This is a genomic window from Pseudarthrobacter sp. NS4 (assembly GCF_024758005.1).
Taxonomy (GTDB): domain Bacteria; phylum Actinomycetota; class Actinomycetes; order Actinomycetales; family Micrococcaceae; genus Arthrobacter.
The window spans coordinates 4,037,071-4,063,783 of the sequence record NZ_CP103288.1; the positions used below are offsets into that span (position 1 = coordinate 4,037,071).

General features: G+C 65.6%; 20 protein-coding genes. 14 read left to right on the plus strand and 6 right to left on the minus strand.

Translation table 11 applies throughout. The features are described from left to right. The first annotated feature begins 126 nt into the window (after window positions 1-126). The 4 genes from NXY83_RS19015 (at window position 127) to NXY83_RS19030 (ending at window position 9,574) form a co-directional block, all read left to right on the plus strand. Window positions 127-3,684, plus strand: coding sequence for a DEAD/DEAH box helicase (locus tag NXY83_RS19015; RefSeq protein WP_258806349.1), 3,558 nt, complete (start codon window positions 127-129; stop codon window positions 3,682-3,684). Window positions 3,685-3,886: 202 nt separating this feature from the next. Beyond that, window positions 3,887-4,876: a family 43 glycosylhydrolase gene (locus NXY83_RS19020; RefSeq protein WP_258803759.1), complete on the plus strand. Its 990-nt coding sequence runs from the start codon at window positions 3,887-3,889 to the stop codon at window positions 4,874-4,876. A 229-nt stretch (window positions 4,877-5,105) separates the two neighbouring features. Then, complete coding sequence (locus tag NXY83_RS19025) at window positions 5,106-8,654, plus strand: discoidin domain-containing protein (protein ID WP_258803760.1); 3,549 nt, start codon at window positions 5,106-5,108, stop codon at window positions 8,652-8,654. Window positions 8,655-8,932: 278 nt separating this feature from the next. Further along, window positions 8,933-9,574, plus strand: coding sequence for a class I SAM-dependent methyltransferase (locus NXY83_RS19030; protein WP_258803761.1), 642 nt, complete (start codon window positions 8,933-8,935; stop codon window positions 9,572-9,574). A 74-nt stretch (window positions 9,575-9,648) separates the two neighbouring features. On the opposite strand, the gene NXY83_RS19035 is transcribed toward NXY83_RS19030, so the two are convergent. Beyond that, the gene (locus tag NXY83_RS19035) at window positions 9,649-10,113 is read right to left on the minus strand and encodes a hypothetical protein (protein ID WP_258803762.1); all 465 of its coding nucleotides are present in this window, start codon (window positions 10,111-10,113) and stop codon (window positions 9,649-9,651) included. Window positions 10,114-10,343: 230 nt separating this feature from the next. On the opposite strand from NXY83_RS19035, the gene NXY83_RS19040 reads away from it, so the two are divergent. Then, window positions 10,344-10,544, plus strand: a complete 201-nt coding sequence (locus NXY83_RS19040) for a hypothetical protein (protein ID WP_258803763.1) — start codon at window positions 10,344-10,346, stop codon at window positions 10,542-10,544. Window positions 10,545-10,553: 9 nt separating this feature from the next. Here NXY83_RS19040 and NXY83_RS19045 read toward each other — a convergent pair whose 3' ends face one another. Beyond that, window positions 10,554-10,763 carry a hypothetical protein gene (locus NXY83_RS19045; RefSeq protein WP_258803764.1) on the minus strand — a complete coding sequence of 70 codons (210 nt, stop codon included), beginning with the start codon at window positions 10,761-10,763 and terminating at the stop codon, window positions 10,554-10,556. 204 nt (window positions 10,764-10,967) lie between these two features. On the opposite strand from NXY83_RS19045, the gene NXY83_RS19050 reads away from it, so the two are divergent. From NXY83_RS19050 to NXY83_RS19060, 3 genes are all read left to right on the plus strand, one after another. Continuing rightward, a complete protein-coding gene (locus NXY83_RS19050) occupies window positions 10,968-11,978 on the plus strand; it encodes a LacI family DNA-binding transcriptional regulator (RefSeq protein WP_258803765.1) in 1,011 nt (336 codons plus the stop codon). A 133-nt stretch (window positions 11,979-12,111) separates the two neighbouring features. After that, a complete protein-coding gene (locus tag NXY83_RS19055) occupies window positions 12,112-13,245 on the plus strand; it encodes a Gfo/Idh/MocA family protein (RefSeq protein ID WP_258803766.1) in 1,134 nt (377 codons plus the stop codon). After that, on the plus strand, window positions 13,245-13,994 hold the full coding sequence (locus NXY83_RS19060; protein WP_258803767.1) for a ThuA domain-containing protein: 750 nt from the start codon (window positions 13,245-13,247) through the stop codon (window positions 13,992-13,994). Before NXY83_RS19055 ends, NXY83_RS19060 begins: the two co-directional genes overlap by 1 nt. A gap of 60 nt (window positions 13,995-14,054) precedes the next feature. Here the strand turns inward: NXY83_RS19060 and NXY83_RS19065 are convergent, their stop codons facing one another. From NXY83_RS19065 to NXY83_RS19080, 4 genes are read right to left on the minus strand one after another with little or no spacing between them, the layout of a single operon-like run. After that, on the minus strand, window positions 14,055-15,965 hold the full coding sequence (locus NXY83_RS19065; RefSeq protein WP_258803768.1) for a DUF2264 domain-containing protein: 1,911 nt from the start codon (window positions 15,963-15,965) through the stop codon (window positions 14,055-14,057). Window positions 15,966-15,981: 16 nt separating this feature from the next. Next, window positions 15,982-16,698, minus strand: coding sequence for a ThuA domain-containing protein (locus NXY83_RS19070; RefSeq protein ID WP_258803769.1), 717 nt, complete (start codon window positions 16,696-16,698; stop codon window positions 15,982-15,984). Further along, window positions 16,695-17,846, minus strand: coding sequence for a LacI family DNA-binding transcriptional regulator (locus tag NXY83_RS19075; protein WP_258803770.1), 1,152 nt, complete (start codon window positions 17,844-17,846; stop codon window positions 16,695-16,697). Before NXY83_RS19075 ends, NXY83_RS19070 begins: the two co-directional genes overlap by 4 nt. Next, entirely contained in the window at window positions 17,843-19,843 is a 2,001-nt protein-coding gene (locus NXY83_RS19080) for a heparinase II/III-family protein (RefSeq protein ID WP_258803771.1), read from the minus strand. The genes NXY83_RS19075 and NXY83_RS19080 overlap by 4 nt, the downstream gene beginning before the upstream one ends. A gap of 157 nt (window positions 19,844-20,000) precedes the next feature. On the opposite strand from NXY83_RS19080, the gene NXY83_RS19085 reads away from it, so the two are divergent. From NXY83_RS19085 to NXY83_RS19110, 6 genes are read left to right on the plus strand one after another with little or no spacing between them, the layout of a single operon-like run. Further along, entirely contained in the window at window positions 20,001-21,014 is a 1,014-nt protein-coding gene (locus tag NXY83_RS19085; RefSeq protein WP_258803772.1) for a hydroxyacid dehydrogenase, read from the plus strand. Window positions 21,015-21,066: 52 nt separating this feature from the next. Continuing rightward, window positions 21,067-22,347 carry an ABC transporter substrate-binding protein gene (locus NXY83_RS19090; protein ID WP_258803773.1) on the plus strand — a complete coding sequence of 427 codons (1,281 nt, stop codon included), beginning with the start codon at window positions 21,067-21,069 and terminating at the stop codon, window positions 22,345-22,347. A 9-nt stretch (window positions 22,348-22,356) separates the two neighbouring features. Next, entirely contained in the window at window positions 22,357-23,280 is a 924-nt protein-coding gene (locus NXY83_RS19095; protein WP_258803774.1) for a carbohydrate ABC transporter permease, read from the plus strand. Then, on the plus strand, window positions 23,280-24,212 hold the full coding sequence (locus NXY83_RS19100) for a carbohydrate ABC transporter permease (RefSeq protein WP_258803775.1): 933 nt from the start codon (window positions 23,280-23,282) through the stop codon (window positions 24,210-24,212). The genes NXY83_RS19095 and NXY83_RS19100 overlap by 1 nt, the downstream gene beginning before the upstream one ends. Before the next feature lie 26 nt (window positions 24,213-24,238). Then, entirely contained in the window at window positions 24,239-24,931 is a 693-nt protein-coding gene (locus tag NXY83_RS19105) for a hypothetical protein (protein WP_258803776.1), read from the plus strand. A gap of 19 nt (window positions 24,932-24,950) precedes the next feature. Further along, window positions 24,951-26,702: a glycoside hydrolase family 35 protein gene (locus NXY83_RS19110; RefSeq protein WP_258803777.1), complete on the plus strand. Its 1,752-nt coding sequence runs from the start codon at window positions 24,951-24,953 to the stop codon at window positions 26,700-26,702. Window positions 26,703-26,713 lie beyond the last annotated feature (11 nt).

Here is a 26,713-nt window from a genome sequence, read left to right on the forward strand (position 1 = left end):
AGTTTTCGGTGGCAGGTGCTGTCGAAGGGACGGCGGCACGTGCCTCCCCGCAGGCGAACTAAGATGGATCAGATAACCAACCACCGGACGCGGTTCCGCCGTGTCCTGCTGAAAGTAGCGCGCACCATGCCATCCCAACCGGACGAGAGTGCGGCACTGGCAATACAGACACCCGCCATCAACGACCGCTCCCTGGCCGCCGGACTGGCCTACGCCATGGGCAGCCGCGTCTCGGGGATCTCGTTCGACGCCGGCACCGGGCTCATGCTGGGCAAGGTCCGGGGAGGTGCCGACGTTCCTTACTCCACCACGGCCAAGCTGGTCCGCAAGGCCGGTGGCTGGAGCTGCACGGTGGGCGTGTGCAGCTGCCCGGTCCGGAAAGACTGCAAGCACGTGGCGGCGCTGCTTTTCGCTGCCGAGGACAATCCGGCCATCCGCGTCCAGCTGCTCTCGCCCGCCACCGCCACCGCCACCCAGCTTTCCCGTGAACCGTCCGGCGCGGCCCTGTCCGATTGGGAACAGGCCCTCAGTCCGCTGATCTCCCAGCCCGGAAGCGCCCCCGGCAACGGCGTCCCGTTGGCGCTCCAGTTCGAAATTGAAGAACCGGCCCCCCACTTTTCCTATACGGGCCGCCGGGACCCGCTGCGCAGCGTCCGTCAGCTCAAGGCCCGTCCTGTCATCATGGGCACCAAGGGAAAATGGATCCGGGGCGACGTCTCCTGGAACACCCTCAGCTACCTCAACTTCCGCCGCGAGTGCAACGAGGCGCATGTGGAGTGGATGCAGGAGTTCCTCGCTGCCCACTCCGCCTCGGCCAGCCGGATGCACAATTCCTCCGGGCTGTGGCTCGGCCTGAATTCCTACTCGGGTAAGAACCTGTGGAGCCTGCTGTCCGACGCCCGAAAGATCGGGCTCGCACTGGTCCACTCACGCGGCACTGAGCCGGTCCGGCTCGCGGAGGCCCCCGCCGCCGTCGGGCTTAACTTGGGGAGGTACGGCACGCCTGCCGGCGGGGAGGGTGCCGCAGCTGACGCTGCCGGGAACACGGCCGGCGATGCACCACGGCAGGGTCAGGCGTCCGACGGCGGCCTGGAGCTTTCGCCCACTATCACCGTTGAAGGGGTTGAGGTTGATCCGGCTGCGGTGGGGACGATCGGCCGCCCTGCACACGGCCTGTTTTTCACCTCCGCCAGCGCCCCGGCCCAGGGCAGCGCGCTGCCGGATGGCGGGGACGCGCCTGCCGACGCCGTGATCACCCTGGCGCCGCTGGAGAGCGGCCTAAGCGAGGAGCTGCTGGCGTTCGTCACCGCAGGCAGCACACTTCATATACCCGCCAAGGATGAGTCACGCTTCCTCACCGGCTTTTATCCAAAGCTCAAGCAGGCTGCCCGGGTGACCGCGCGGGACGAGTCCGTGGAGCTTCCGGCGCTCGCGGTTCCCACCCTCTCGCTGCTGGCGAACTACGGCGCGGACCACCGGGTGCGGCTCCATTGGGAGTGGCACTACAAGACAGGGAACCTGGTCACCGCCCAGCCGCTGTGGCGCCACCCCGGCGACCACGGCTACCGCGACGACACCGCAGAAGCCCGCATCCTGGAACGCATCGGACAACCGTGGGACGTGGTTCCCGCCCTGGGCGAATCCGCAACCGGCGGCTGGGGCACTCCCCGGCTGGCGGCGTCGGCCGAGCTCAAGGGCCTGGACACGCTGGCCTTCACCGAGGAAGTCCTCCCCCTGCTGCGCGAAACGCCGGACGTGGACGTGGAGACGGCGGGCGACATCGCCGAGTACCGAGAGGCCGAGGAAGCCCCGGTTGTCTCCATCTCCACCAAGGCGACCGAGCAGCGCGACTGGTTCGACCTGGGCATCCAGATTTCCCTCGAGGGCCAGCCGGTCTCCTTCGCGGCCGTGTTCTCGGCCCTGGCAGCAGGCCAGACCAAGATGCTGCTGCCAAGCGGCGCCTATTTCTCCCTGGACCTGCCGGAACTGCACCAGCTGCGGGCCCTGATCGAGGAAGCCCGGTCCCTGCAGGACAACAAGGATGCGCCGCTGCAGATCAGCCGTTTCCAGGCCGGGCTGTGGGATGAGCTGGCGCAGCTGGGCATTGTGGACGATCAGGCGGCGGCCTGGCGTTCGGCCGTGGGCGGGCTCCTGGAGGGCGGCATGGACGGGCTGCCGCTGCCGTCGTCCCTGAACGCTGAGCTGCGGCCTTATCAGCTGGAAGGCTTCAACTGGCTCACCTTCCTGTACCGGCACAGCCTGGGCGGCGTCCTCGCTGACGACATGGGCCTCGGCAAGACGGTGCAGGCCCTCGCACTGATGTGCGCAGCGAAGGAGCAGGCGCTGGCCGCTGCTGGAAGCAGCAGCACGTCCGACGCCGGCGCTGGTGCCGTTGGGGCTTCCCTCACCGTTGGCGTCCCTGCCGTTACCCGGCCCGACGCCGTCGCACCCTTCCTGGTGGTTGCCCCCACGAGCGTGGTGGGAAACTGGGCGGCAGAAGCCGCGCGCTTCGCGCCCGGTTTGAAGGTGCAGGCAATCGGTGAGACCTTCGCCAAGAATGGGCAGGACGCAGCCAAGGCGCTGGCCGGGGCCGACATCGTGATCACCTCCTACGCCCTGTTCCGCATCGATTACGACGCCTATGCCTCCCTCGAGTGGTCCGGGCTGGTGCTGGACGAGGCTCAGTTCGTGAAGAACCACCAGTCCAAGGCGTACCAGTGCGCGCGCAAGCTGCCCGCGGCCTTCAAGCTGGCCATCACGGGCACGCCGCTGGAGAACAACCTGATGGAGTTCTGGGCGCTGACGTCCATTGTGGCGCCGGGGCTGTTCTCCAGCCCCAAGCGCTTTGCCGAGTATTACCAGAAGCCCGTGGAGAAAAACGGCGACAAGGGGCAGCTGGACAAGCTCCGGCGTCGGGTCCGTCCGTTGATGATGCGCCGCACCAAGGACCAGGTGATCAAGGACCTGCCGCCCAAGCAGGAACAGATTCTGGAAGTGGTGCTGAACCCGCGCCACCAGAAGGTTTACCAGACGCATCTGCAGCGCGAGCGGCAAAAGATCCTGGGGCTGATCGAGGACGTGAACAAGAACCGGTTCACCATCTTCCAGTCCCTGACCTTGCTGCGGCAGCTCAGCCTGGACGCGTCGCTGGTTGACCCGTCGCTTTCGGGGGTCCGGTCGAGCAAGCTGGATGTGCTGTTCGAGCAGCTTGAGGACCTGGTGGCGGAGGGGCACCGGGCACTGATCTTCAGCCAGTTCACCGGCTTCCTGGGAAAGGTGCGGGAGAGGCTTGACGAGGAGAACATTGAGTACTGCTACCTCGACGGCAGCACCCGCAACCGCGCCGACGTTGTCAGCGAGTTCAAGAACGGCAGCGCTCCGGTATTCCTGATCTCGCTGAAGGCCGGCGGCTTTGGCCTGAACCTCACCGAGGCCGACTACGTCTTCCTGCTGGATCCCTGGTGGAACCCGGCATCCGAAGCGCAGGCTGTGGACCGGACCCACCGGATCGGGCAGGCCAGGAACGTGATGGTTTACCGGCTGGTCGCCAAGGACACCATTGAGGAAAAGGTCATGGCGCTGAAGGCCCGGAAGTCGCAGCTGTTCGCCGACGTCATGGAAGGCGATGCCCTTGCCGGCGGTGCCATCACAGCCGAAGACCTGGCGGGGCTGTTCAAGGAGTAGCTCGCGCTGCTGGACGGACTTACACCTTCGGCTTCGACACGAAATCGCAGTGCCGACACGCAAATTCCGTGGCGCAGGTCAAATCTGCGTAGCGACACGGAATTTGGGTAGCGTCAGGGAATTTGCGCCGCACTGCCGCATTAGTGCTTCTCCATACCGCATATGCTGGACGCCATAGCGAAACTACAACGTTGGAGAAGGTGTGTCACAGCAAGGAAATGCCCTGCCTCCACTGCGCCCCGACGCATTCACAGACCCCTACCGGGACCCTGTCTGGGACGGACCCACCGATCCGATCCTGGTGCCCGACCACCTAAACGGCGAGTGGGTGCTGTTCTACACTCAGCGCCGGGCCACGAAACCCGGGCTGACGGGCGTTGAATGGGTGCACGGAACCGCCATCGGCATCGCGCGGTCCTCCGACGGCGGGGCCACCTGGAACTACCAAGGCACCGTGGACGGACTGGTCCCGCCGGAAGCTGAACTGCCCGCAACACTCTGGGCACCCGACGTCGTCCGTATTGGGGACCAGTGGATCATGTACCTGACCGTCCTGGGAGGCGTCCGGACGGACTGGACCGGCAACGCGTCCATTGTGCAATTTGCGAGCCGGGACCTGATGAGCTGGGAGTACCTGGGACAGATAGAGCTGGACTCGCCCCGGGTGATTGACGCCGCAGTGGCCTTCTGCGGCGATGGCCGCTACCGGCTCTGGTACAAGGACGAAGCCCGCGGTTCCAACACAAACAGCGCCGTCAGTGACACCCCGGAAAACCCCGCCTCGTGGGTACTGGAGGGCCTCACCATCCCTGGCCGTCCACATGAAGGACCGAAAGTCTTCCGGCTGGAGGGGACGTACTGGATGATCGTGGACGAATGGCGCGGCCAGGCGGTCTACCGGTCCAACGACGCCGCCGGCAACTGGATCAGGCAGGAACACCTTGGCGGCCTCATCCTCACGGCACCCGAATTAGTTGAGGGGAGGCCCGTCGTCGGACGTCACGCGGATGTGGTTCCCTTGGCACCCACGGAGGACGGCAAGGAACGCGCCCTGCTGGTGTATTTCACCCATCCCTGCTGGGGCGGCGAAGACATCCACACCATGGAGCCGGATCCCAGGACCCGCCTGAGCCACGTCCGGGCAGCTGTGCTGGAAGTCAGCGACGGCAACCTGGCCTGCCGCGAGCACTGAGGCAGGCAGGCGGCGGCACGACGAAGGGCCAAGCGTCCCTACAAGCGGATGCGCGCACAGGAACCTTTCACCAGTGAGCGTGTTTGAACGAGGCCGAACGAACGTGTTCGACTCCCTTGTTCCGCCCCTGACCCGCCCATAGTCTCGCAGTGCCGGTCTGCGCGCTCCTTCCGGTACGGAGGAACGTCCACGGCACATTAACGCACCCCTGAGACAGCGAGGTTCAACAATGACGTTTTCCGCCCCGGGAACACGGAGGCCGGTGGCCGCGTTGGCGGCCGCGGTCACAGCAGCAGCAAGCCTGATCCTGCTGCCGGCCGGAACGGCCGGGCCAGCCGCAGCGGCCGAAGCCACGCCTGTGACCATCACCCCAAATCCGGCGAGCCGCGGAGAGGCTTTCCAGGGGTGGGGCACAAGCCTCGTCTGGTTCGCCAATGCGACGGCAGGCTACTCCCCGGAGCTCCGCGACGAGCTGTACCGGAAAGTGTTCGGCAAGGACGGACTCAACCTCAACATCGCACGGTACAACGTGGGCGGCGGCAACGCATCGGACGTGGCCGGCTACCTCAACGACGGCAGTGCAGTGGAGGGGTGGTGGAAGCCGGTTACTGATCCGGAGCCCGGCCAGGCAGCTTCAGACCTGTACAACCCGGACGGGTCGGTGGACCCGGCCCAGGCCAACAAACTGGCGTTCCTGCAGCAGTGGAACCCGGATGATCCCGCCTCCTACAACCCGGACGCGGACCGGAACCAGCGCTGGTGGGTGGAGAAGCTGGCGGCCGACCAACAGATCACCCATTGGGAGGCCTTCAGCAACTCCCCGCCCTGGTTCATGACCAGGAGTGGTTACGTCTCAGGCCAGGTAAACCCCGCAAGGGGCGAAAACCTGCTGCCCGAAGCGGAAGGCAAGTTCGCCGTCTACATGAAGCACGCCGTCGAACTCCTGGAAGCAGGCAGCGGCATCGAAGTGGACACCATTGACCCCTTCAACGAACCAAACTCCGGGTACTGGGGCACCGACATAGACCGGGCCACCGGCAAACCGCCCACCAGCTACACCCAGAAACAGGAAGGCGCCCTCATCTACCCTGCGGCGCAGGACCGCGTCACCAGGCACCTCGCGGCCGAACTGGCCAAGGAGGGCACCACCACGGATGCCGTCATCTCTGCCATGGACGAGACGGATCCCGCCAAGTTCATGACCAACTGGCACGGCTACAGCCAGCAGGCCAAGGACGCCGTTTCGCAGCTCAACGTGCACACCTACGGCACCAGCGACCGCCGGCGGGTCCGTGACCTGGCCAAGTCCACTGAGAAGCCGCTCTGGATGAGTGAGGTGGGCGGTTTCTGGACCGGCAACCCCGCACTCGGGGATTCCACCAGCGGCTGGGACCGCTCGAACATCACCAACGGCCTGGGCATCGCAGGGCGGATAGTCAACGACCTCCGCGAACTGGAACCGGATGCCTGGGTGTTCTGGCAGCCCGTGGAAGACACCTACAAGCAGGAAAAGGCCGACAAAGGGTGGGGCTCCATCTACATCGACTTCGACTGCAACTACGAGGGCCGCGAGGGCTCCTCCAACCGTCGCATCAATGACGGCGCCAGCCCCGAGAATGCCAAGTGCAAAGTCCTGACCAACCAGAAGTACAACACCACCCGGAACTTCACCCACTACATCAGGCCCGGGGACTTCCTGATCCAAAACGACAATGCCAAGACCGCCAGCGCCTTGGGCGCCGACGGTGATGGCGCCACGCTGGTGCACTTCAATGACACCCCGACGGCGGAGAAGGTCACCATCGACCTCAGCCGCTTCGGCACCATTGCCCCCGGCGCTACCGTCACCCCGGTGGTCACCACCAAATCTCCGCTGGAGGACATTGAGCGGAACGCGCTGGTCAAGGGCGCCCCTGTCACCGTCGACACCGCGGCAAAGTCGGCGACGCTTGAGGTTCCTGCAGCATCCGTGGTGACGTTCGTCGTCGACGGCGTCAGCGGAGTCGCAGCCGACGCCGCACCTGTGAAGGACGGGCACACCTACCACCTGACCGGTGACGCCAGCGGCAAGTACCTCACCGCTCGCGGTGACGGCAGCGCAGCAATCCAGGACCTGGGCACAACGACTGCGGGGGTCGCCTCCCAGCTGTGGACTTTCACCGCAGTTGGGGGTGACGAATTTGCCCACGACCGCCGCTGGGTGGTCACCAGCAAGGACGGCCGCGTCCTGACGGGCAGCGGGGGAGTGCCCTCCGCCAGCCAGTCCGGGGCGGCGGCGCTGAAGACCATGACACTTGACCAAGCCACGGTGACACCGTCGGCGCAGTGGATCCTGACAACCGAAAACGGCAAGCAGTGGTCCCTGGTGAACGCCGGCGCAGCCATCGCACTGCAGGTCACGGGAAACCAGACCGCTGAAGGCACGGGCGTCTCGCTCGCCTCATCCACCGGAACCACGGCAACGGCCACCGGCAGCAGCCACCAGTCCTGGGGCTTCACCGACCTCGCAGACCTGAAGCTGATGGGCACCAGGCCCGTGGAACTCAGCACACCGATCGGGGTGGCGCCATCGCTTCCGGCGACCGTGACACCTATGTATGCAAAGGGTGACGGGCGCCCGGTCGCCGTTCAATGGCAGGCTGTGGATTCCGCCGTCTGGAACAGACGTGGCACGGTAACCATCACCGGAACCGGCACGGACGTGTACGGCCAGACCTTCAGTGACGCCAAGGCCACGGTGACCATCGGCAAGTACACAGCGACGGACCCCGTCTCGGCCACGGTCGGAGTTGGCGCGACGCTCGCCGAGGTACAGTCCGCGGCACCGGCCACCGTCCCCGGCCAGGTGGGCACCTCAACCGCCCGGAACGACCTCACCGTCACCTGGGACTGGAGCACATTCGATCCCGCAGTCCTGCAGACGGCCGGAACCGCTTCCGTTGCCGGCAAGGCCGGCACGGGCGTCGACGGCGGCAAGCCGCTTGACGCCCAACTGACCGTCCTGGTGGTGGACCGCCTGTCCAGCAGCAATATCTGCAAGGACGACCCCACCACCACAGTCAGCGCGAGCTACACCGAGGGCGCGTACGTTGCCCGGAACACCTGCGACGGGAACACCTCCACCCGCTGGTCCAACTGGGTCAGCGGCGGCAGGGCAAGTGACAGCCTGAGCTACGGCTTCACCCGGGACTACACGGTGGATTCGGTGACGGTGACGCCGGCGGAAAAGGCGGCGCACAACCTCAAGGTCCAGTACCAGGACGCCGCGGGCACGTGGCAGGACAGCTCCGCTGGAATTGTCACCGGGTTGACCACCACTGCTCCCGCGAAGGTCAGCTTTACGCCCGTCACCACCCGCGGAGTCCGTATTGTGTTCACCACCACCGGCTCCTACACAAAAGTAGCCGAGGTGGCCATCAACGGGTCACGCCTGGCTGATGCCGGCGTTGCAGATCTTGGGCGTCTGCTGGTGGACCAGAAATCGGTAGTTGGCTTTGCGCCGGGCACCAACGGCTACACCGTCCTGACGGACTCGGCGGCCCTGCCCGCTGTGACTGCCTACCCGGTGGATACGAACGCCGAGGTGGCAGTGGTCCAGGCGACGGCGGAGAAGCCGGCGGCGACGGTAACAGTCACTGCCCCCAACGGCACCACCAGCGAGTACACGGTCACTTTCGCGACAGGCAAGGCGGCATGTGCCAACGGCGGGTGGGCCAACAGCATCGATCCGGGCTTCCGGAACGAAGGTGAGTGCGTGAGCTACTTTTCTTCGAAGTAACCGGTGAATAAGGGGCTTCCCCTTTCCGGGTAAGCCCGGCTGCGGCCGTTGCAGCATCCGCCAGAGAGCTGGTGCTGCAACGGCCGCAGCGTCCCCCTGATGATCCAGGCCACCGGAAGAACTTTGCATCCAGGAACTTACCGATCCGGGATCTTTGGAATGACGCGTATTCTGGCCGTCTCGTAAGTTGTTCCAAAACGCGCGCCGGCATCGCCGTCCCAAGGGCGATTCCGCGACGGGGCCGGGAACGAACATTGCAGTTTTTCCGGGAGGTTCGCGTGCGCCAACCCAGCAACGAAGACATCACGAAGGCATTCGATAAAAATGCCCACCATTATGACCGGTGGATGAACTTCTTCGAGCGCTATATCGCCGATGGAGCGCGGGCCTGGGCCGTCTCAATGGCCCACGGGGCGGTCATCGAGATAGGGGTGGGCTCGGGCCTGAACCTCCCGATGTACGGCCCGAAGGTGAAGCATGTGACCGGGTTTGACCTCTCAGAGGAGATGCTTGCCATAGCCCGGAGACGCGTAGCGGAAAAGCGAATCGACCGGATGGAGTTGCATCACGGCGATGCACAGGCCCTGGACCTGCCATCGGAAAGCGCAGACACCGTCATCTCCACGTTCACGTTCTGCACCATCCCGGACCCCCTGGCCGCCAGCCGTGAGGCCTACCGTGTACTCCGCCCGGGCGGAGTGTTCGTCCTGGCCGAACACGGGCGCTCAACACGCCCCTTCGTCCGCACCGCCATGCGTGCACTTGAACCCCTAAGCATCCGCATCAGCGCCGACCATATCACCCGTGATCCCGTGCCGTACCTGACCAGCGCAGGCTTCACCATTACCGAAGTCCAGCGCGGAGGACCGGGTGGCATCATCTTTCGGGTACTTGCCCGCAAGCACGACACTGCTTCGTAAGGGCATACCCGAATCAGGGCACCTTAAGGCGCCGACGATGGTCCTCCCGGCCTGGAAGCCTCTGGGAGGGTCCTCTAGATCCGGCCCGCGGCAAGGTCCGGGTCGGAGTCGAAATCCGCGCCGCCTGGTTCCTGGAAAGGTGCCGGGGACAGGGCGTCTTCAGGGGATGTCCGCAAGGAGCGCCACAAACCCACCCCGACAATAACCAGCAGACCCGCAATCCACCATGCCTTCCGCGACCGCGGCTGCGCACCTTCAACCTGACCCAAATCCACGATCTCAGCAGCGGCTTTCGGCGCCACCCGCTTCAAACGTTCCTGGACCCGCGGAGTCAGTGTTTCCACCCCGCCCGCCAGCTCGTCGGCCAGCCGCCGCAAAAGCTCCTGCAGGCGCGGGGATGCAGTTTCAATACCTGTATCAAGCCCGGCCACCGCTCTTTGCAGTGCAGCCTGCACCCCGGGCGTGGCCCATTCCCTGCCCTTGGCCAACTGGGTCATGAGGTTCTCAGAAAGACGGTGGACCTGCTCAGTTTCGGTCATAGGACGTTCCTTGCGCATGCTGCCTCCTGGGTGTGATGGATGCCCATAGCCTACGGCGGTCAGCGCCACAGAAACAGGCTCTATCGATACCGTTCCAAAACCTTGGAACCGGGACCGTTCCCTTCCAGGCCCAGCGCCGGCCTCAGTTACCTGTACTTGCCGGATTTCATCTAAAATGCTCCGATCGCGGGTGTCCATTCTCTGGAGTGCCGCCAGTGAAAGGTCATGCCATGTCAGCCAATTTGCGGATTACCCCTGCCGATCCTTTTCCTGAGGACCTGGAGGAGCTGAAAGACGAGAAGCTGCAGGTTCTCGACAGCCAGGTCCAACGGCAGCTGAACCATGAAATCGTCACCGAGGGCGAGTCCCACCCAGAGACGGAGTTTCGCCACCAGGAGCTTGACCTGGAGTTCGAGCAACGCGACAACTAGGACGTCCGCTCAACCGGTGGTCTCCAGGGACAGTTCATCAAGAGCCGAGGCAAGCGCTTCCATATCGAACCCGTGGACAACCAGGACGTCGTAGATAAGCGCGTCAAATACAAAGGGATGACAGCGACCGCCGTGATTCCAATAGGAAATCCAGAGGTCGATCAAGGACACGTCCTCCCGGTTCAGGAGCATCCTGGCTGCGTACCGCAGGTCTCTCATAACCAATGCTTGCTTCTGCTGCCTCGGCTCCACAAGAGCAGCAACAGGAACGCGGAAGTTGGTCCACGCGAATCAAGGCCCGGGCGGCAGCTCCCGCGCCTGTCCGTTCGGCGGACAGTTATGCTGGGGAAAACCCGCCGCAGCAAACGCAGGGCACGGGCATGACAGCAAGGACCTTCGTCCCGGTCGCGGAAGGAACCCCTCATGGCGCGAGCGACAGTCCAGGATGTCGCTAAAACGGCGGGTGTATCCGTCGGGACAGTTTCCCGTGTCCTGAACGGAAGTGCAGCCGTCAGCGCGTCCAGCAAGGAAAAGGTCACCGGAGCCATTCGGCAACTCAACTACCGGCCCCTTGCCTCGGCCCGCGACCTCCGCCGGGACCGGACCATGCGCATTTTGGCACTGGCCAAGAACCTGGACTCGCCCATCATCAGTGAGGCTTTCCGAGGTGTGGGCGACGCCGCGGCACTGTCCGGCTATGTCAGCCTCATTGCCCCGACCGCCGGAGACCTCGAACGCGAACAGCAGCTGGTGGACATCCTGCGCAACGGCTCGGTGGACGGATTGGTGATGTTTTCACCAACAATGCCGGATGACGACATCGAGGCACTGGCGACGCAACTGAGCGTTGTCCAAGTCTGCGAGATCGCCGACTCGGAGGCGGCGTTCGGCGTTTCCATCGATGACCGGCAGGCCGCCTTCGACATCACCCGGCACCTTATTGAAACGGGAAGCCGGCGGTTGGCGATGATCGGCCACAGGGCAGCCCGCTCCGGCCGGCTGCGCGAGGAAGGCTTTCGCGAGGCCACAGCCAAAGCGGCCTTGTTACCGGAACAGACACTGTTCGCAGACGGCGATTTCGACTTTCACGCCGGCCGCCGCCTTACCAGGGAGCTGCTGAAGATGGACCCGCTGCCGGACGCCGTGTTCTGTGGCAGCGACACGGTCGCTGCCGGGTGCGTCCGTGAAATTACCGGCGCGGGGTTCCGGGTGCCGGAGGACATCGCGGTGGCAGGCTTCGACGACTCGATCCAGGCGGAGATGTGCGTCCCTGAACTGACCACCATCAGGCAGCCGGCGTATGAGATGGGCCGCCTGGCATTCGAAGCGCTCTTCGAGCGAATGACGGAACCAGGCGCGTCCCGTCGCGGCCGGACCTTCCTCCCCCACGAACTGGTGGTTCGAGACTCCACTAAGGGTGAAGCAAAGGCTTGACAGTCTCCGGTGGTGGCTGACAGACTTTTTGGAATCGATTCCAAGACCCTGGCACCTGCCCGGCGGGCACTAGTGTGGAATCGATTCCAAAAGCTTCGAAAACCATCCGCCCCAATTGCATAAGGAAGCATCAGTGAACAACGAGCAGCCGTCAGTACAGCACGCAGCTCCCCCGGAAACAGCTCCGGCAGGAGAACTGAGGGTCGGCGTTGTCGGCATCGGATGGGCCGGACAGCAGCACCTCAAGGCCTATGATTCGCTGGACGGCGTCCGCATCGTGTCGCTGGCAGGCATGGAACAGGACCTCCGCGAGTCGCTTGAGGCCGAGTACTCCATCCCCAATGGCTTTGCCGACTGGAAAGAGATGCTGGACCACGGCGGCCTGGACGCGATCAGCGTCGCAGTGCCCACCTTCCTGCACGCACCCATCGCCGTCGCCGCCCTTGAACGGGGCCTGCATGTACTGAGCGAGAAACCCATCGCCCGCAACGCCGTCGAAGGCCAGGCCATGGTCGACGCGGCCCGCAAGGCCGGGCGCGTCCTGGACGTCGCCTTCAACCACCGACGCCGCGGCGACATCCAGGCACTCAAGGGCGTCATTGATGACGGCGGGCTGGGCCGGCCGTACTACGCCAAGGCATCCTGGCTGCGACGCTCCGGCATCCCGACACTGGGCAGCTGGTTCACCAATCCCGAGCTGGCAGGCGGCGGACCGCTGGCCGACATCGGCGTTCACGCCCTGGACTACGCCCTGCATCTGCTTGGCGAACCCAAAGTGGTGGCTGTCTCCGCAGCCACCCACTCCGAGCTGGGCCCCCAGGGGCGCGGTGGCGGAAGCGCGTACTCCGCATTGGCGTCCAGCCACGCATTCAAGGTGGAGGACTTCGCTTCCGCGTTCCTCCGGCTTGAGGGCGGCGGAACGCTGCTGATCGAGGCGAGCTGGGCGACGTACCGGGAAACAGACGACCTGCTGGACTTCACGGTTTACGGCACCGAGGGCGGCGCGGAGCTCAAGGTCCAGGGGGCACCCTTCCCGCCCGTAGGCCAGCTTCGGGTGTTCACGGAAAAGGACGGCGAAAGCGCCGACTACGTGCCGCCGGTGGTGCCGGGCCGGGCGCATGACGGAGTGGTGGAGGATTTTGTGACAGCAGTGCGCGGTGGTGAACAGGTCTGGGGTGAGCACGATGGATCCCTGGCGCTTTACCGGGCACACATCATCGACGCGTGCTACCAGTCAGCACGGGAGCAGAGGGAGGTTCGTCTCTAATGAACGGCAAATTGCGGATCCGGGTCTGGAACGAGGGTGTCCACGAGGCCATCAACGAACCGTCCCACATCGGGGAGATCTACCCCGACGGCATCCATGGCGCCATCGCGGCAGGCCTCCGCTCCTACTACCCCGAGGCCGAGATCACGACGGCGGTCCTGGCCACCGACGATGACCACGGCCTCGACGAGGAGATCCTCGCAGAGACGGACGTCCTGCTGTGGTGGGGCCACATGGCCCACGGTGAGGTGAGCGACGCCGTCGTGGAACGCGTCCACCGCCACGTCCTGGGCGGAATGGGACTCATCGTGCTCCATTCCGGGCACTTCGCCAAGGTATTCACCAAGCTGCTGGGCACCAGTTGCTCGCTGGCGTGGCGGAACGATGGCGAGCGCGAGCTGGTGTGGACCGTGAAGCCGTCACACCCCATCGCCGAAGGCGTGGACAGCCCCATCGTCATCCCCGAGCAGGAAATGTACGGCGAGCTGTTCGACATCCCGGACCCTGACGACCTGATCTTCATCAGCTCCTTCACCGGCGGCGAGGTGTTCCGTTCGGGCGTCACCTTCACCCGGGGTAAAGGGCGCATCTTCTACTTCAGCCCAGGCGACCAGGAATACCCGGTGTACCACCACCCGCAGATCCAGCGGGTGCTGGCAAACGGGGTGCGCTGGGCTGCCCAGCCCGGGCTGCACCGTTCGGTCCCGGAGGTCACCAACCCGCAGCGGGGCTGGTTCGAGAACGCGTAGCGCGCGCCTGGACGCGGGAGTTTTGTCCGGGTGATGCCTGTTGGAAGCGTTGTGGGGGCATTACCTGGACAAAATCCCGAGTATCCCGGCGGGATTCACGGCCGTTCCATCGGCGAATTCGAACTTGCCGTCCGCCGTGAAGCGGGCGCCTTCCAGTTCCGCGTGCAGGCCTTCACCGCCAAGGCCCACGACGGCGGCGTAGTCGCCGTCAGCGGCGGCACCGGAGGTGCCGATCCAGGGAATGGCCAGGTGCTCCCCCATCGGGTGCGGGGCCTGCCGTTCCCAGGTGCCGGCGTCGTCCAGCATCTCTCCCCAGGGGACAGGGCGCACCTCACTGACCAGTGCAGAAGACGTATCCAAGGGCCAGCCGCCAATCCGCAACCGCGCCCCGCCGCCGGCGCCGCGCACGCGCACCACCCGCAACTCCACGGCGCCGCGGGTCAGCGACACCACCGTGACTTCGGGTCCGGGCGTCGCGGTACCCCTGGCGCCACTGCCGTGGTCCGGCCCGCCGTCAGGGTCGATTGTGATCCAGTTCGTTGAGGCACGCGAAGCCCCGGCCTGCACACCGCCAAGCTCAAACTGCCCCAGGAATTCAAAACCGGTGCGGTGCGTGAGCCGTCCGTCCGGGTCAACCAGCACCACGGAGTTGTCCAGGGATTCCGGCTCCAGATCCGGGAAGGTGGAGGTGGAGTAGCCCAGCCGGGCGTAGAGCGGGGAATCCGCCGCCTTCACTCCCGCGTTGGCGTGATCCGTGCCGTGGTTGCGCACCCGAACCACTCCGTCGGCAACCGTTCCGTCAACCTGCCAGCCGGGGGCCCCGATGAACCGCCGGGTGTCCGCAATCTCGACAGGCAGGGGCTCCTCAACGGCGGTCCATACGGGATGCTCCGCCGGCAGGGCGAGGCCCATCATGCCCTTGGCCGCCCAGTACGGTGAACCCGCCCCGGAGTACGACTGCTTCATGCCGGGGAACTCGCCATGCCAGCCAATGGACAGCAGGCCGTCACTGGTGATTGCGCCGCGCCGGACAAAGTAGTCCAGGATGCCCGACGCAGCCCGTCGCGAAACGCCCGGGCTCAACCGCGTCTGGCCCGACAGCTGACCGGCCCAGAAGGGGGCGGCCGCGGCGAAGCGGTAGATGAGGCTGCGGCCCTGTATCAGCGGGGCGCCGTTGGCCCCCACCAGGTGCACCGCGTCATCCAGGAAATCGGCGAGCCGTTCGCCGTCGCGCCGGGCTCGTGCCTGGACCCGCGGATCCTCCGGCGCCATCAGCTGCAGCAACTGCGGGTAGACCTGGAAGGCCCAGCCGACGTAGTGGTCATAGGCGCGTTCGGGGCCGTCCGCGAACCAGCCATGCCCACGGTGGAGGGAGTCATGGATGGCAAGGCCGGCGTCGATGTCCCCATCGGAGTACCGGCCGCCAACGCTGGCCAGGAACACCTCAACCACGATCTGGAACCAGACCCAGTTGATGGGCGGATACTCTTCGCCGATCACGGTCTCAAACCACGCGATCAGCTGTTCCTGCACCCGCCCGGGCAGCTTGTCCCAGAGCACCTCCCGGGTCAGGGCAAGCCCCACCGCCAGGGAGGCCGCTTCCACCTTTGCCTGGCCCAACTCGCCGGGAGTTGGCCAGCGGTCCGGATTGGCCGGGTCAGTGCCGGCATCCAGCCCCTGCGCATACCAGTCAGCGATCCAGCCGGTGCCGTCCGGGTCCCCGGCCATCCGGAAGGATGCCAGCAGGAACGTGCGGGCAAAGGCCTCCAGCGAGTCGCTTCGCGGGCCGTACGCGCTGTTGGCGCCGGGCAGGTGCAGGTTGGCGTGGTCATCGGTGGCGTAGCGGTGGGCTGAGCGCAGCAGGTGGTCGGCGTAGGCGCACCAGTGCTCCCGCGTCAGTCCGGTGTAGGGGGAGAGCTTCCGGTCCAGCGGCGGCAGGGCAAGCGCAAGCGGTGGAGCTGTGGAGGGCATAATTTCCTCAGTTGTGTCAGCCGGCGGTGAGCCAGGAAATGGCGTGCAGGAGCAGTTGGCGGTGTTCTGGCGATTGGTAGGAGGCGGCGTCGTGGCCCAGGGCGTCATAAAACGTCCGGCCGGCAGGGAGTGTCCCCTTCGAGAGCCGCTCAAGCGACCACATCACGGGGTGCTCAACATCCTCGTGGGTGTGGGTGGCGTGGATGGTGATGCGGGGTGAGGTCCGGAGATAGCTGTACCGCTCATCAAACAGCTCAAAGTCCGGGATGCCGTCCGCGACAGGCCCCGACCCTTCCAGGACAGAGATCGATGCCGGACCGTACTCAGGGTGCATGGACGTACCGCGGATCCAGCGTCCCCCCAGCCCTTCCTCCCATTCCGGGAGGTCAGTGAAGCTGGTGGAGCTGACGTGGCTGACCAGCAGCGGACGCCCGGAGTCCAGCCAGCGGATCATTCCTGCAGCGGCGTCCGGGGTTCCGGGCGATGGCTGCCCGTCCCGCGGCAACCCCACGTTCACGGCCAGGAGCGCCGGCAGGCCGGCCTCATCAGCCCGTGCAAGGTCTGCCAGGGCGGCATCGACGTCGCCGGGGATGTGGACGTCATACCCCGCTTCCCGGAGCAGGCCGGCAAGCGCCGCGGAGGTTTCCGGAAACGGGTGCCAGGGGTCCGCATACCGCCCCACGCCGCTCAGCAGCAGGACCTTGGGGACAGGCTTCGGGTGCCCCGCCGTCACAGCGATTCCTGCAGTCCGCCGTTGGCAGGCACGCGCGGGGCGCCCAGCGAGGACTCCCGCAATATCAGTTCGGGGTTCAGTTCAATCCGGTGGACCGGCCGCATCCTGCCCTCCGCGAGACGGGCGGCCATCAGCTGCACCGCCACCTTGCCCACGTACTGCTTGGGCGGCCGGACGGCGGAAATCGCCGGCTCGGCGAGGTAGGCCACTTCGTCGTCGTAACCCACAATCGCCATGTCCCCGGGAACCGCCAGCCCGCGGTCCACGCAATGCTGCACGAATGCCACGGCCTGGGTGTCCGAGTGGACCAGCACGGCCGTGGTTCCGGTCTTCCCGCACAGCTCCAGGACGTGGTCGAAGTGTCCGGCGCGGTCACCGTTCTCCTGCCTGGCGGAGTCCTCGTGGACCGAGCCCTCCAGTGGAATCTTCAGGGCGTCCAGGGCCTGGTGCCAGCCGCGCACCACGTGCGGGCTGGTGGGGCTGGAGGAGTCCGTAAGGCAGCCGATCCGCCGGTGCCCCTCCTGCCACAGGTGCCGCACTGCCATGCCGGCGCCGAAGGCATGGTCCGTTGCCACCCATTCCAGCCGGTGCGCGGGGATCTCGGCGGGCGAGCGCCGTTCGGCCAGCACCACCGGGATGGGCAGCGCGTTGAGCCAGCGCAGCAGTTCCTGGCCACGCTCACCGCCCATGTCCGGCGCCACGATCAGCCCGTCAATGTTCTGGGTATCCAGCAAAGCCTGCACCTGCCGGCGGTTGTCCGCGGCGTCATAGGCGGAACCTCGGACCAGGATCCGCAGGTTCTGTTCCTCCGCTTCGGCCCGCGCCCCGCTGATGACCTGGGGCCAGTAGTAATCCAGCGACGGCACCACCATGCCAATCGAGTAGCTGTGCGGGGACTGCCGGCCCGCGGCGGCGGAACGGTCCAGTGGGCTGGGCAGCGTGGCGCCGCCATGCACCCGGGATACCAGGCCTGCGTCCGCCAGGATGTTTACGTCCCGACGGATGGTCAGCTCACTGACCCCCAGTTTGGCCGCGATGCCGCGGACGGTGATGGCACCGTGGGCCCGGAGTTCCTCCATGAGCCGCTCCCTCCGCTGCAGCGAAAACAGCGACTTGCCGGCCGGTTCGGACGGTTGGTCAGCGCTCATGGTGTTGCCTCCACAGTGAGGGTGAATGCGCCGGCGGCGCCGTGTTTTCCTGCCCCGGCCCCTGCGGGCAGGCGGAAACGCAGCCGGGTGAGTTTGGCACCCCACACGTCCGCGAGGAGGGGATCGTCCAGATGCCATTCATCCATCAGTACGACGGCGGAAGCGGGCTCCCAGCGCAGGGCGGCTTCCCTGCCGGTCCCTGCACCCGGGATACCACCCGGCATGATGGTTGCGGTGCCGGCGCCAAGCGTTACTGTGCCGGCAGCCAGGTAGGTGATGTCGACGTCGGGCGTTCCTCCTTCCGGTACCTGCGGCAGGTCCCAGCGGTCTCCGATCGAGATCCGGCCGGCGTCGCGGTCCAGTCCCGAGCTGCGTATCCACTGGTCCGGCCGCAGCCCGTACGCTCCTCCGAGTGCGAGCTCGAGGCGGGGGCTGCCGGCGGCAGGGGCGGTGAGGACCTCAGCGGCATACTCCTTACCGGTGCCCTGCTCGAGCCCGAAGGGCGCCGGAACACTGTGCCAGGCACTCTGCATGGCCCGGATCCCATAACGGTTGGGGCCGAAGGTCCTGGCCGTATAAGTGGGCTGCCCGGCGTCCACCAGCAAGGGAACACCGTCCACGGCAACCACCACCGAGCCCAGGTCACGGTGGTTGTGGTGCTCCCCGTTGTGTCCGCCCTTTGCTGCCAGGAACAGGCCGCGGGGACTTCCCGCCGCTTGCCGGGCCGTCATGATCTGCACGGAGGGAAGGTAGGTGAAGGGTGGCAGCGGTGGTTCCATCGGGTTGGTGGGATCGGTGCTGTTGAGCAGGGAGTGCAGGATCCGGCCCAGGCCGGCGGCGGCCTGCGGCGGGCCGGGGATCATCCCCGCTGCAAGTGAGGCGGCATCCTTGTCACCAAGGCGCACGGCCCAGCGGTGGAGCATGTCCCAGGGCAGGCTTTGTGCTGCACGGGCAGGACCGTCTGCCACATTCAGGAACCACGTGCCGCCGATATGCATCCGGTGCGGAAAGGCCACCAGTTCGCGGACCACCGGCAGGTTGGCGTCAAGCACTCCCCCGGTGGCTTGCTCAAGCAGGGCAAGTCCTTCCAGTGCCCGTCCCGCGCCGTTCCACCAGTAGGCGAAGCCCTCGTCGATGGCACCGTCTGCAGGGATGGAGGCAAGGAACCGGTCAAGGCCTTCGATGCACCGCCCAACGATCTGCGCCTGGGTCCGGGGGTCGTCCTCCAGGAACAGTGCCGCGGCTATCAGATTGGAATGGATCCACGGATTCCAGTTGTGGACGTCCCCGTCCAGGCCCAGCCAGTGCCAGTCCAGCCGTTCAAGGAACGGCCTGATGACCCGCCGGGATGTCTCCTCCCGGATCCGCTTCCGCACTCCAGGTGCCCTTGCATCAAGCTGATCCCCGAGGACGTGATCGATCCAGGCCAGCTGTGCCGCCACTTCCCCGGCGCCAAGGTCCAGGCAGGGCCGGGACATGTCCGGCACAACTTCTCCTGCACGGGAGAAGACGTCGTCATGGGCAGCCCAGCTCCACGAGCTTTGCTCGCACAGCAGATGCGCGCCGTCGGCCACCTCATCCAGCCATCCGCCGGACAAAGCGTTCACGTCCGAACACCCACCGCCCCGCTCCGGCCCCTGTTCCGCATCCGGAACCAGGGCCATCACCACCGCACGGGTCAGCCGCTGCTGGCGGGCGGCCACCAGCCCCTCGTACTCAGTCCGGTTTCCGTCACGGAAATAGCGGGCGTAATGGGACACCAGCGGCTGCGGCCACGGCGTCCCCTTCTCTTCACGGGCCTGCTGCTCCAGGACTCCGGGCATGGACCCGTCCAGCAAACGCCATGCCGCCCCGCCGGCAGGAGGGACGGTGATTCGCGAGCGGGAACCGTTCAGCAGACTGCCCAGGCCTGAAGCCGCGGCAGCAGGCCCCCAAGCCGCTGCCAGCGGTTGGGCCGGCGGTGCTTGGGCACGGGCAGAGGAAGAGGGCGGGATCATCAGCGTCTTTTCTTTGTTCGAATGTGATCGTATTGGAGCGATCACGAACAGCTTGGTCGAGCTGCCTTGTTTATGAGTATCTACTGATTGTTAGATGTGATGCAAGACATAAATTCGCCGCAGAGGCGTTCGTATCCGAAGAAGAAAGGAGGCCCGAATGTCTCCTAAACCCAAGGCCCTGCTGGTCATGAACCGCGGAACATTTACGGATCAGTTCGACTCCACGCGGCTGGAGCGGCTTGCGGGACTGGTGGACCTTGGCGGAGAGCCCTGGACGGATTCCCTCGAGCAGCCCGGGCTTGCCGGGCGCCTGGAACAGGTGGAAATCCTCCTCACCAGCTGGGGCGTGCCGCGCCTCGATGCACAAATCCTGCAACGCATGCCGAATCTCCGGGCCGTATTCCACTGCGCCGGGACAGTCCGCAGCTTCGTCAGCCAGGAACTGTGGGACCGGGGCATCCTTGTGACCAACGGCGCCGATGCCAACGCCATCCCGGTGGCAGAGTTCACGTTCGCCTCCATCGTGCTCGCCGGGAAGAAGGCCCACGTACTGGCCAATGACGCCCGCACCTGCCGCGAGGACTGGAGCTACACCACCAGGCGCGGGGAGCTCGGCAACATCGGCCGCGTGATCGGAGTGATTGGCTTCTCGCGAATCGGGCGCAGGGTGGTCCAGCTGGTCCAGCAACTGCAGGACGTGACCTGCCTGGTAGCCGATCCCCATGCAGACCCCGCAGCCGTGGCCGCGGCCGGGGGCCGGCTGGTTTCCCTGCCCAGGCTGCTGGCTGCCTCGGACGTTGTTACGGTGCACGCACCGGCCCTTCCCGAGACCCGGCACATGATCGGCGCGGCGGAACTCCGGGCGATGAAGGACCACGCCACCCTGATCAACACGGCACGGGGATCGCTCGTGGACACCAAAGCCCTCGAAACCGAATGCGCTGCCGGACGCATCCAGGCCCTCCTGGACGTCACCGAGCCCGAACCGCTTCCGGCGGACTCGGTGCTCTACGACCTGCCCAACGTGGTCATCACCCCCCACATTGCCGGTTCCCTGGGCACCGAAACCCGGCGGATGTCCGACGCCGCCCTGAACGACCTGGAACGCTACCTGACCGGACAGAAACTCGTGGCGCAGGTGGTCTCCGAAGACCTCTCCCTCAGCGCCTGACAACACCTTGGCCGCAGCCGCGGCAACTTCAAACCCTAGTAAGGAGAACGCAATGAAGCGCACAACCCTCGCCGCCATCGCCCTGGCAGTGACCGCCGGCCTTGGCCTGACCGGTTGCGCCGGCGCAGCCGGCCCCGCCGAGCCCCAGGGCCAGGAAGGCAAGACCCGCCTGACCGTATCGGTATGGAACTACGAAGGCACCCCCGAGTTCAAAGCCCTGTTCGACGGCTACGAGGCAGCCAACCCGGACATCGACATTGAGCCGGTGGACATCCTGGCGGATGACTACTCGCAGAAGGTCACCACCATGCTGGCCGGCGGAGACACTACCGACGTCCTCACCATGAAGAACGTCACCGAGTATGCCCGCTATGCCAACAACGGCCAGCTCCAGGAAATCAACGGCGTGGTGGACAGCGTGGGCAAGGAGGACCTCGCCGGCCTGGACGCCTTCGACATTGGCGGCAAGTACTACGCGGCGCCGTACCGGCAGGACTTCTGGCTGCTGTACTACAACAAGGAGCTGCTCAAGGCGGCAGGCGTGGAAAACCCGGCGGACCTGACCTGGGACGAGTACAGCGAGCTTGCTAAAAAGTTGACCACCACGGCTGACGGCAAGACTGTCTACGGCACTTACCACCACATCTGGCGCTCGGTAGTGCAGGCCATCGCGGCCGCACAGAACAACGGCGACCAGATCAGTGGCGAGTACAGCTTCTTTGAAGATCAGTACGCCACCGCCCTGGAGCTGCAGAAGAGCGGTGCCACCCTGGACTTTAGTACCGCCAAGAGCCAGAAGATGAGCTACCGCACCATGTTCGAAACCGGCCAGACCGCCATGATGCCGATGGGAACCTGGTACATCGCGGGGGTCCTGCAGGCAAAGAAGGACGGCAAGACCAACGTGGACTGGGGCCTGGCCCCGTTGCCGCAGAAGGAGTCCAACGGCAAGGTCAGCACCTTCGGTTCCCCCACCGCCTTCGCCGTCAACAAGAACGCCGCGAACTCCGAGGAAGCCCGGAAGTTCATCGAATGGGCAGCCGGTGAAGAAGGGGCCAAGGCCATCTCCAAAATTGGTGTGGTCCCTGCGCTGCAGAACGACGCCGTGACGGAGACCTACTTCCAGCTCGAGGGCCTGCCCTCCGACGAACTGTCAAAGAAGGCCTTCACGCCGGATGAAACCGCCCTCGAAATGCCGGTGAGCGACAAGTCCGCAGCCACGGACAAGATCCTCAGCCAGGAGCATGACCTCATCATGGTGGGCGAACGCTCCGTCAGTGACGGCATCACCGAGATGGGCAAGCGCGTCAAGAGCGAAGTCCTCGGTCAGTAAAAACCCATCATGGCGACCAAAACAATCACTCCGGCCCCGGCTGTCATCAGCCGGGGCAACCGGAAGCAGGCCCGGCACAACACGCTGATCGGCTGGACCTTCATCCTGCCGAACTTCCTGGGGTTCCTGGCCTTCACCCTCATTCCCGTCCTCGCCGCATTCGCCCTCTCCTTCATGGAGTGGACCTCGTTCACGGCGCCCCGCTGGGTTGGCCTGGAGAACTTCCAGCGGATGTTCCAGAGCGACACCTTCTGGGTGGCGCTGCGGAATACCGTGGCTTACGCCCTGGGGCACGTTCCGCTCACCATGGCCCTGGCACTCGTCCTGGCCATGCTGCTGAACCGGAAGCTTAAGGGCATCGGCTTCTTCCGGGTAGCCATCTTCTTCCCGTACATCACCTCCCTGGTGGCGGTGGCCGTCGTCTGGAACATGCTTTTCAGCCCGGACAACGGCCCCATCAACCAGTTCCTCAACGCCATCGGCATCGCCGAAACCCCGGGCTGGACCTCCAGCTCCGACTGGGCAATGCCTGCCGTTATCATCACCAGCGTCTGGCGGGACATGGGCTACTACATGGTGCTCTACCTGGCCGGCCTGCAGGCCATCCCCAGCGAGCTCTATGAAGCGGCGGAAGTGGACGGTGCCAGCGCCTGGCAGCGCTTCTGGAATGTCACCATCCCTTCCCTGCGGCCCACCACGTTCTTTGTTGTGGTCATGCTGACGGTCTCCAGCTTCAAGGTGTTCGACCTGATCGTGGTGATGACCAACGGCGGCCCGGGGCGCTCCACCACGGTGCTGTCCCAGCTCATCTACCAGGAGGGCATCGGCGAAGGGAAGTTCGGCTATTCGTCGGCCATCTCCCTGGTGCTGTTCCTCATCGTGCTGACGGTTACCGTCCTCCAGTTCAAGATCCAACAGCGGAGGGAACGCTGATGACCAACATGGCCGAAGACCTTAAGGCCGAGGCACCGTTCATCGGGGCCGGCCTGGCACCCGCTCCGGAAGACCGCCGCCGTACGGAGCGCAGCCGCTCCCCACGGGAACGGAAGAAGCGCACCACCGACGTGGTGATCTATGCCGTGCTGGTTGTACTGGTGGTGGGGCTTATGGTGCCGTTCATCTGGATGGTGTCCTCCTCGCTGAAGGAGAACAACCAGGTCCTCACGGTGCCCATCCAGTGGATCCCCAGCGAGTTCGTCTGGAGCAACTACACGGACATCTGGACCCGCATCCCGATGATGGGGTACCTGCAGAACTCGCTGTACCTGGCCGTGATCATCACCTGCCTGCAGGTGCTCACCGGCTCCCTGGCCGCCTACGGCTTCTCCAAGGTCCGGTTCCCGGGCCGGGACGTGCTGTTCCTGGCCTACATCGGCACCATCGCCGTGCCGTGGCAGGCCTACATGGTGCCGCAGTACATCATGATGCAGAATCTGGGCCTGACCAACAGCTTCAACGCCCTGATCCTGCTCCAGGCCTTCGGTGCGTTCGGCGTGTTCCTGATGCGCCAGTACTACATGACCATCCCCGATGAGCTGTGCGAAGCCGCCCGGATCGACGGCCTGAGCGAGTACGGCATCTGGGCGCGGGTGATCCTGCCCCTGTCCAAGCCCGCCCTCGCCAGCCTGGCGCTGCTGACGTTCGTGAATACGTGGAACGACTACATGGGCCCGTTCATCTACCTCACCAGCAACAGGCTGTGGACGGTCCAGCTTGGCCTTCGCTCCTTTGTGGGGCAGTTCGACGCCGAGTACGCCATGATCATGACCGGCTCGGTGATCTCCGTGATCCCGATCCTCGCCATCTTCCTGGTCGGGCAGCGGTACTTCATCCAGGGCATCGCCACGAGCGGCATGAAAGGGTGACAACGGTGCGTGGGCAGGCATCGCCGATGAAGCAGCGCCGTGTGGCGGGGCGCATTCCCAGCCCCGGTTTCGAAACCTTCGGCAGCATCTTCGGCTTCATCTACACCTTCCTGGCCGGGAACGTCCTGCTGGCCCTGGCGAACGCGCCGCTGGTGCTGTGCCTTGCCCTGGTGGCCGATCCCATCGCGGCGTGGCCGTTCTTCCTGGCCCTCTCGGTGACCGTGCCGCCGTCGCTCGCCGGCCTGTTTGCCTCCTTCCAGGCATTGAACGACGACGGCGCCGCAGTCAAGCCGGTCGCCGCGTTCCGTCGGGGCTACCGGCGCGGCTTCCGGCGGGCCGCCCCGCTGGGGCTGGCCGCCGTGGCGGCACTTCTGTTCCTCGGCGTGGACCTGGTGATCGTCCAGTCCATGCAGGCCGCAGCCGTGCTCATACCTGTGATTGTGGTGGCCGCGGTGGTCACGGTGAGCGTGGCCATGATGGCGGTTGCCGGCGTCGTACTGCTGCCCGGGGCCGGGCTGAAAAGCCTGCTGAAGGCGTCCCTTTACCTGAGCGTCCAGCGGTGGTACCTGAGCCTGGCCATGTTGGTGCTGCTCTGCATCATCGCCTCAGCCGCGCTGCTCCAGCCGGTGCTGGGGGTGGCCCTGGCGCCGGCTCCGCTGCTGTTCGTCGTCTGGAGCAACGCCGCCTACGCTATCCATACCGCGCTCCGCACCCCCTGACCGGCTACCCGAGGAATCCATGGACACCTTCGCCATCGGCGACAAGGACTTTCTGCTCAACGGCGAACCTTTCCGCATCCTTTCCGGCGCTATCCACTATTTCCGGGTCCACCCGGACCAGTGGGCGGACCGGATCAACAAAGCCCGGCTGATGGGCTTGAACACCATCGAAACCTATGTCCCGTGGAATGAGCACTCCCCCGCCCCGGGCACTTTCCTGGCCGACGGCGGGCTGGACCTGGCCCGCTTCCTCGACCTGGTGCAGGCGGCGGGACTGCGGGCCATCGTCCGGCCCGGGCCCTACATTTGCGCCGAATGGGACAACGGCGGCCTCCCTGCATGGCTGTTCACCGACCCCACCATCGGGGTCCGCAGCAGCGAGCCCGGCTACCTCGCCGCCGTCGACTCCTTTATGGACCACGTGCTGCCCATCGTGGTGGAGCGGCAGGTCATGCGCGGCGGTCCGGTCATCCTGCTGCAGATCGAAAACGAGTACGGCGCCTACGGAAACGACAAGGCATACCTGCAACACCTCGTGGACGGCGCGAAGCGTGCGGGCGTCGATGTTCCCCTGTTCACGTGCGACCAGCCTTGTGGGACCATGATCGAGGACGGGTCCCTGCCGGGGCTGCATAAGACGGGTACGTTCGGGTCACGGGCCGCCGAGCGGCTTGCGTTCCTCCGGGAACGGCAGCCGACAGGCCCGCTGATGTGCGCCGAATTCTGGAACGGCTGGTTCGACAACTGGGGAACCCACCACCACACCACCGACGCAGCTGCATCGGCAGCCGAGCTGGACACGCTGCTCTCCGCGGGGGCGTCCGTGAACATCTATATGTTCCACGGCGGAACCAATTTCGGCTTTACCAGCGGCGCAAATGACAAGGGCATCTACGAGCCCACCGTCACCTCCTATGACTACGACGCACCGCTGGGCGAGGACGGCCACCCCACGGACAAGTACTTCGCCTTCCGGGACGTCATTGCACGCCACTTCCCCGTTCCCGGGGAAGTTCCCGCTGGCCGAACGGACGCGCCCGCGTCCGTGGTGGCAGTGGATTCGATCGCGCCCCTGCTGGCGGCGCTGGATGTCCCGCCCGGGCAGCCTGCGGTTGCAGGGTCCGTTCCCGCCAGTGAAACCACCGGACAGTTCCGCGGTTTCCACCTGTATGAACGGCAGGTGCCCGACGGCGGCGTCCTCGCCTTCGATGAGGTCCGGGACCGTGCGCAGTTCTTCCTGGACGGATTCCCGCTCGGCACCTTGAGCCGCGAACTGGGCGAACGCTCGGTCTTCCTTCCGGGGGGCGGACTGCTGCAGGTCCTGGTGGAGGACCAGGGCCGGGTTAACTACGGGCCACGGATCGGCGAGGCGAAGGGTCTGATTGGGCCGGCGCTGCTGGACGGCAGAGAGCTGCTGGACTGGATGGTCCGGCAGGTGGATGTGGCTTCGCTGGGCGCCTTCCGGGCTGCAGCCCGCCCACTCCAGGGCGACGGCGGGGTGGCCGGCCCCTCGGTCTCCTTCGCCTCCTTCAACGCTGAGGGACCTGGTGACCGGTACCTGCGGCTGGACGGCTGGACCAAGGGCAATGCCTTTGTCAACGGCTTCAACCTGGGCCGTTACTGGAGCCGCGGACCCCAGCGAACGCTCTACATCCCCGGCCCGCTGATCCGCGCCGGCGCCAATGAAATCGTCATCCTCGAACTGCAGGGCAGCTCGACCCGCCAGGTGAGGTTCGTTGCCGGGCCGGACCTGGGCCCGGACGGGAAATAGGCCGAGGATCT

Excerpts from the sequence above, each read along its gene's own strand:
- NXY83_RS19015 (WP_258806349.1), top strand. The coding sequence starts at position 127 with ATGCCATCCCAACCGGACGAGAGTGCGGCACTGGCAATACAGACACCC.
- NXY83_RS19025 (WP_258803760.1), top strand. The coding sequence starts at position 5,106 with ATGACGTTTTCCGCCCCGGGAACACGGAGGCCGGTGGCCGCGTTGGCG.
- NXY83_RS19035 (WP_258803762.1), bottom strand. The coding sequence starts at position 10,113 with ATGACCGAAACTGAGCAGGTCCACCGTCTTTCTGAGAACCTCATGACC.
- NXY83_RS19040 (WP_258803763.1), top strand. The coding sequence starts at position 10,344 with ATGTCAGCCAATTTGCGGATTACCCCTGCCGATCCTTTTCCTGAGGAC.
- NXY83_RS19045 (WP_258803764.1), bottom strand. The coding sequence starts at position 10,763 with ATGAGAGACCTGCGGTACGCAGCCAGGATGCTCCTGAACCGGGAGGAC.
- NXY83_RS19050 (WP_258803765.1), top strand. The coding sequence starts at position 10,968 with ATGGCGCGAGCGACAGTCCAGGATGTCGCTAAAACGGCGGGTGTATCC.
- NXY83_RS19060 (WP_258803767.1), top strand. The coding sequence starts at position 13,245 with ATGAACGGCAAATTGCGGATCCGGGTCTGGAACGAGGGTGTCCACGAG.
- NXY83_RS19065 (WP_258803768.1), bottom strand. The coding sequence starts at position 15,965 with ATGCCCTCCACAGCTCCACCGCTTGCGCTTGCCCTGCCGCCGCTGGAC.
- NXY83_RS19075 (WP_258803770.1), bottom strand. The coding sequence starts at position 17,846 with ATGAGCGCTGACCAACCGTCCGAACCGGCCGGCAAGTCGCTGTTTTCG.
- NXY83_RS19080 (WP_258803771.1), bottom strand. The coding sequence starts at position 19,843 with ATGATCCCGCCCTCTTCCTCTGCCCGTGCCCAAGCACCGCCGGCCCAA.
- NXY83_RS19085 (WP_258803772.1), top strand. The coding sequence starts at position 20,001 with ATGTCTCCTAAACCCAAGGCCCTGCTGGTCATGAACCGCGGAACATTT.
- NXY83_RS19090 (WP_258803773.1), top strand. The coding sequence starts at position 21,067 with ATGAAGCGCACAACCCTCGCCGCCATCGCCCTGGCAGTGACCGCCGGC.
- NXY83_RS19095 (WP_258803774.1), top strand. The coding sequence starts at position 22,357 with ATGGCGACCAAAACAATCACTCCGGCCCCGGCTGTCATCAGCCGGGGC.
- NXY83_RS19100 (WP_258803775.1), top strand. The coding sequence starts at position 23,280 with ATGACCAACATGGCCGAAGACCTTAAGGCCGAGGCACCGTTCATCGGG.
- NXY83_RS19105 (WP_258803776.1), top strand. The coding sequence starts at position 24,239 with ATGAAGCAGCGCCGTGTGGCGGGGCGCATTCCCAGCCCCGGTTTCGAA.
- NXY83_RS19110 (WP_258803777.1), top strand. The coding sequence starts at position 24,951 with ATGGACACCTTCGCCATCGGCGACAAGGACTTTCTGCTCAACGGCGAA.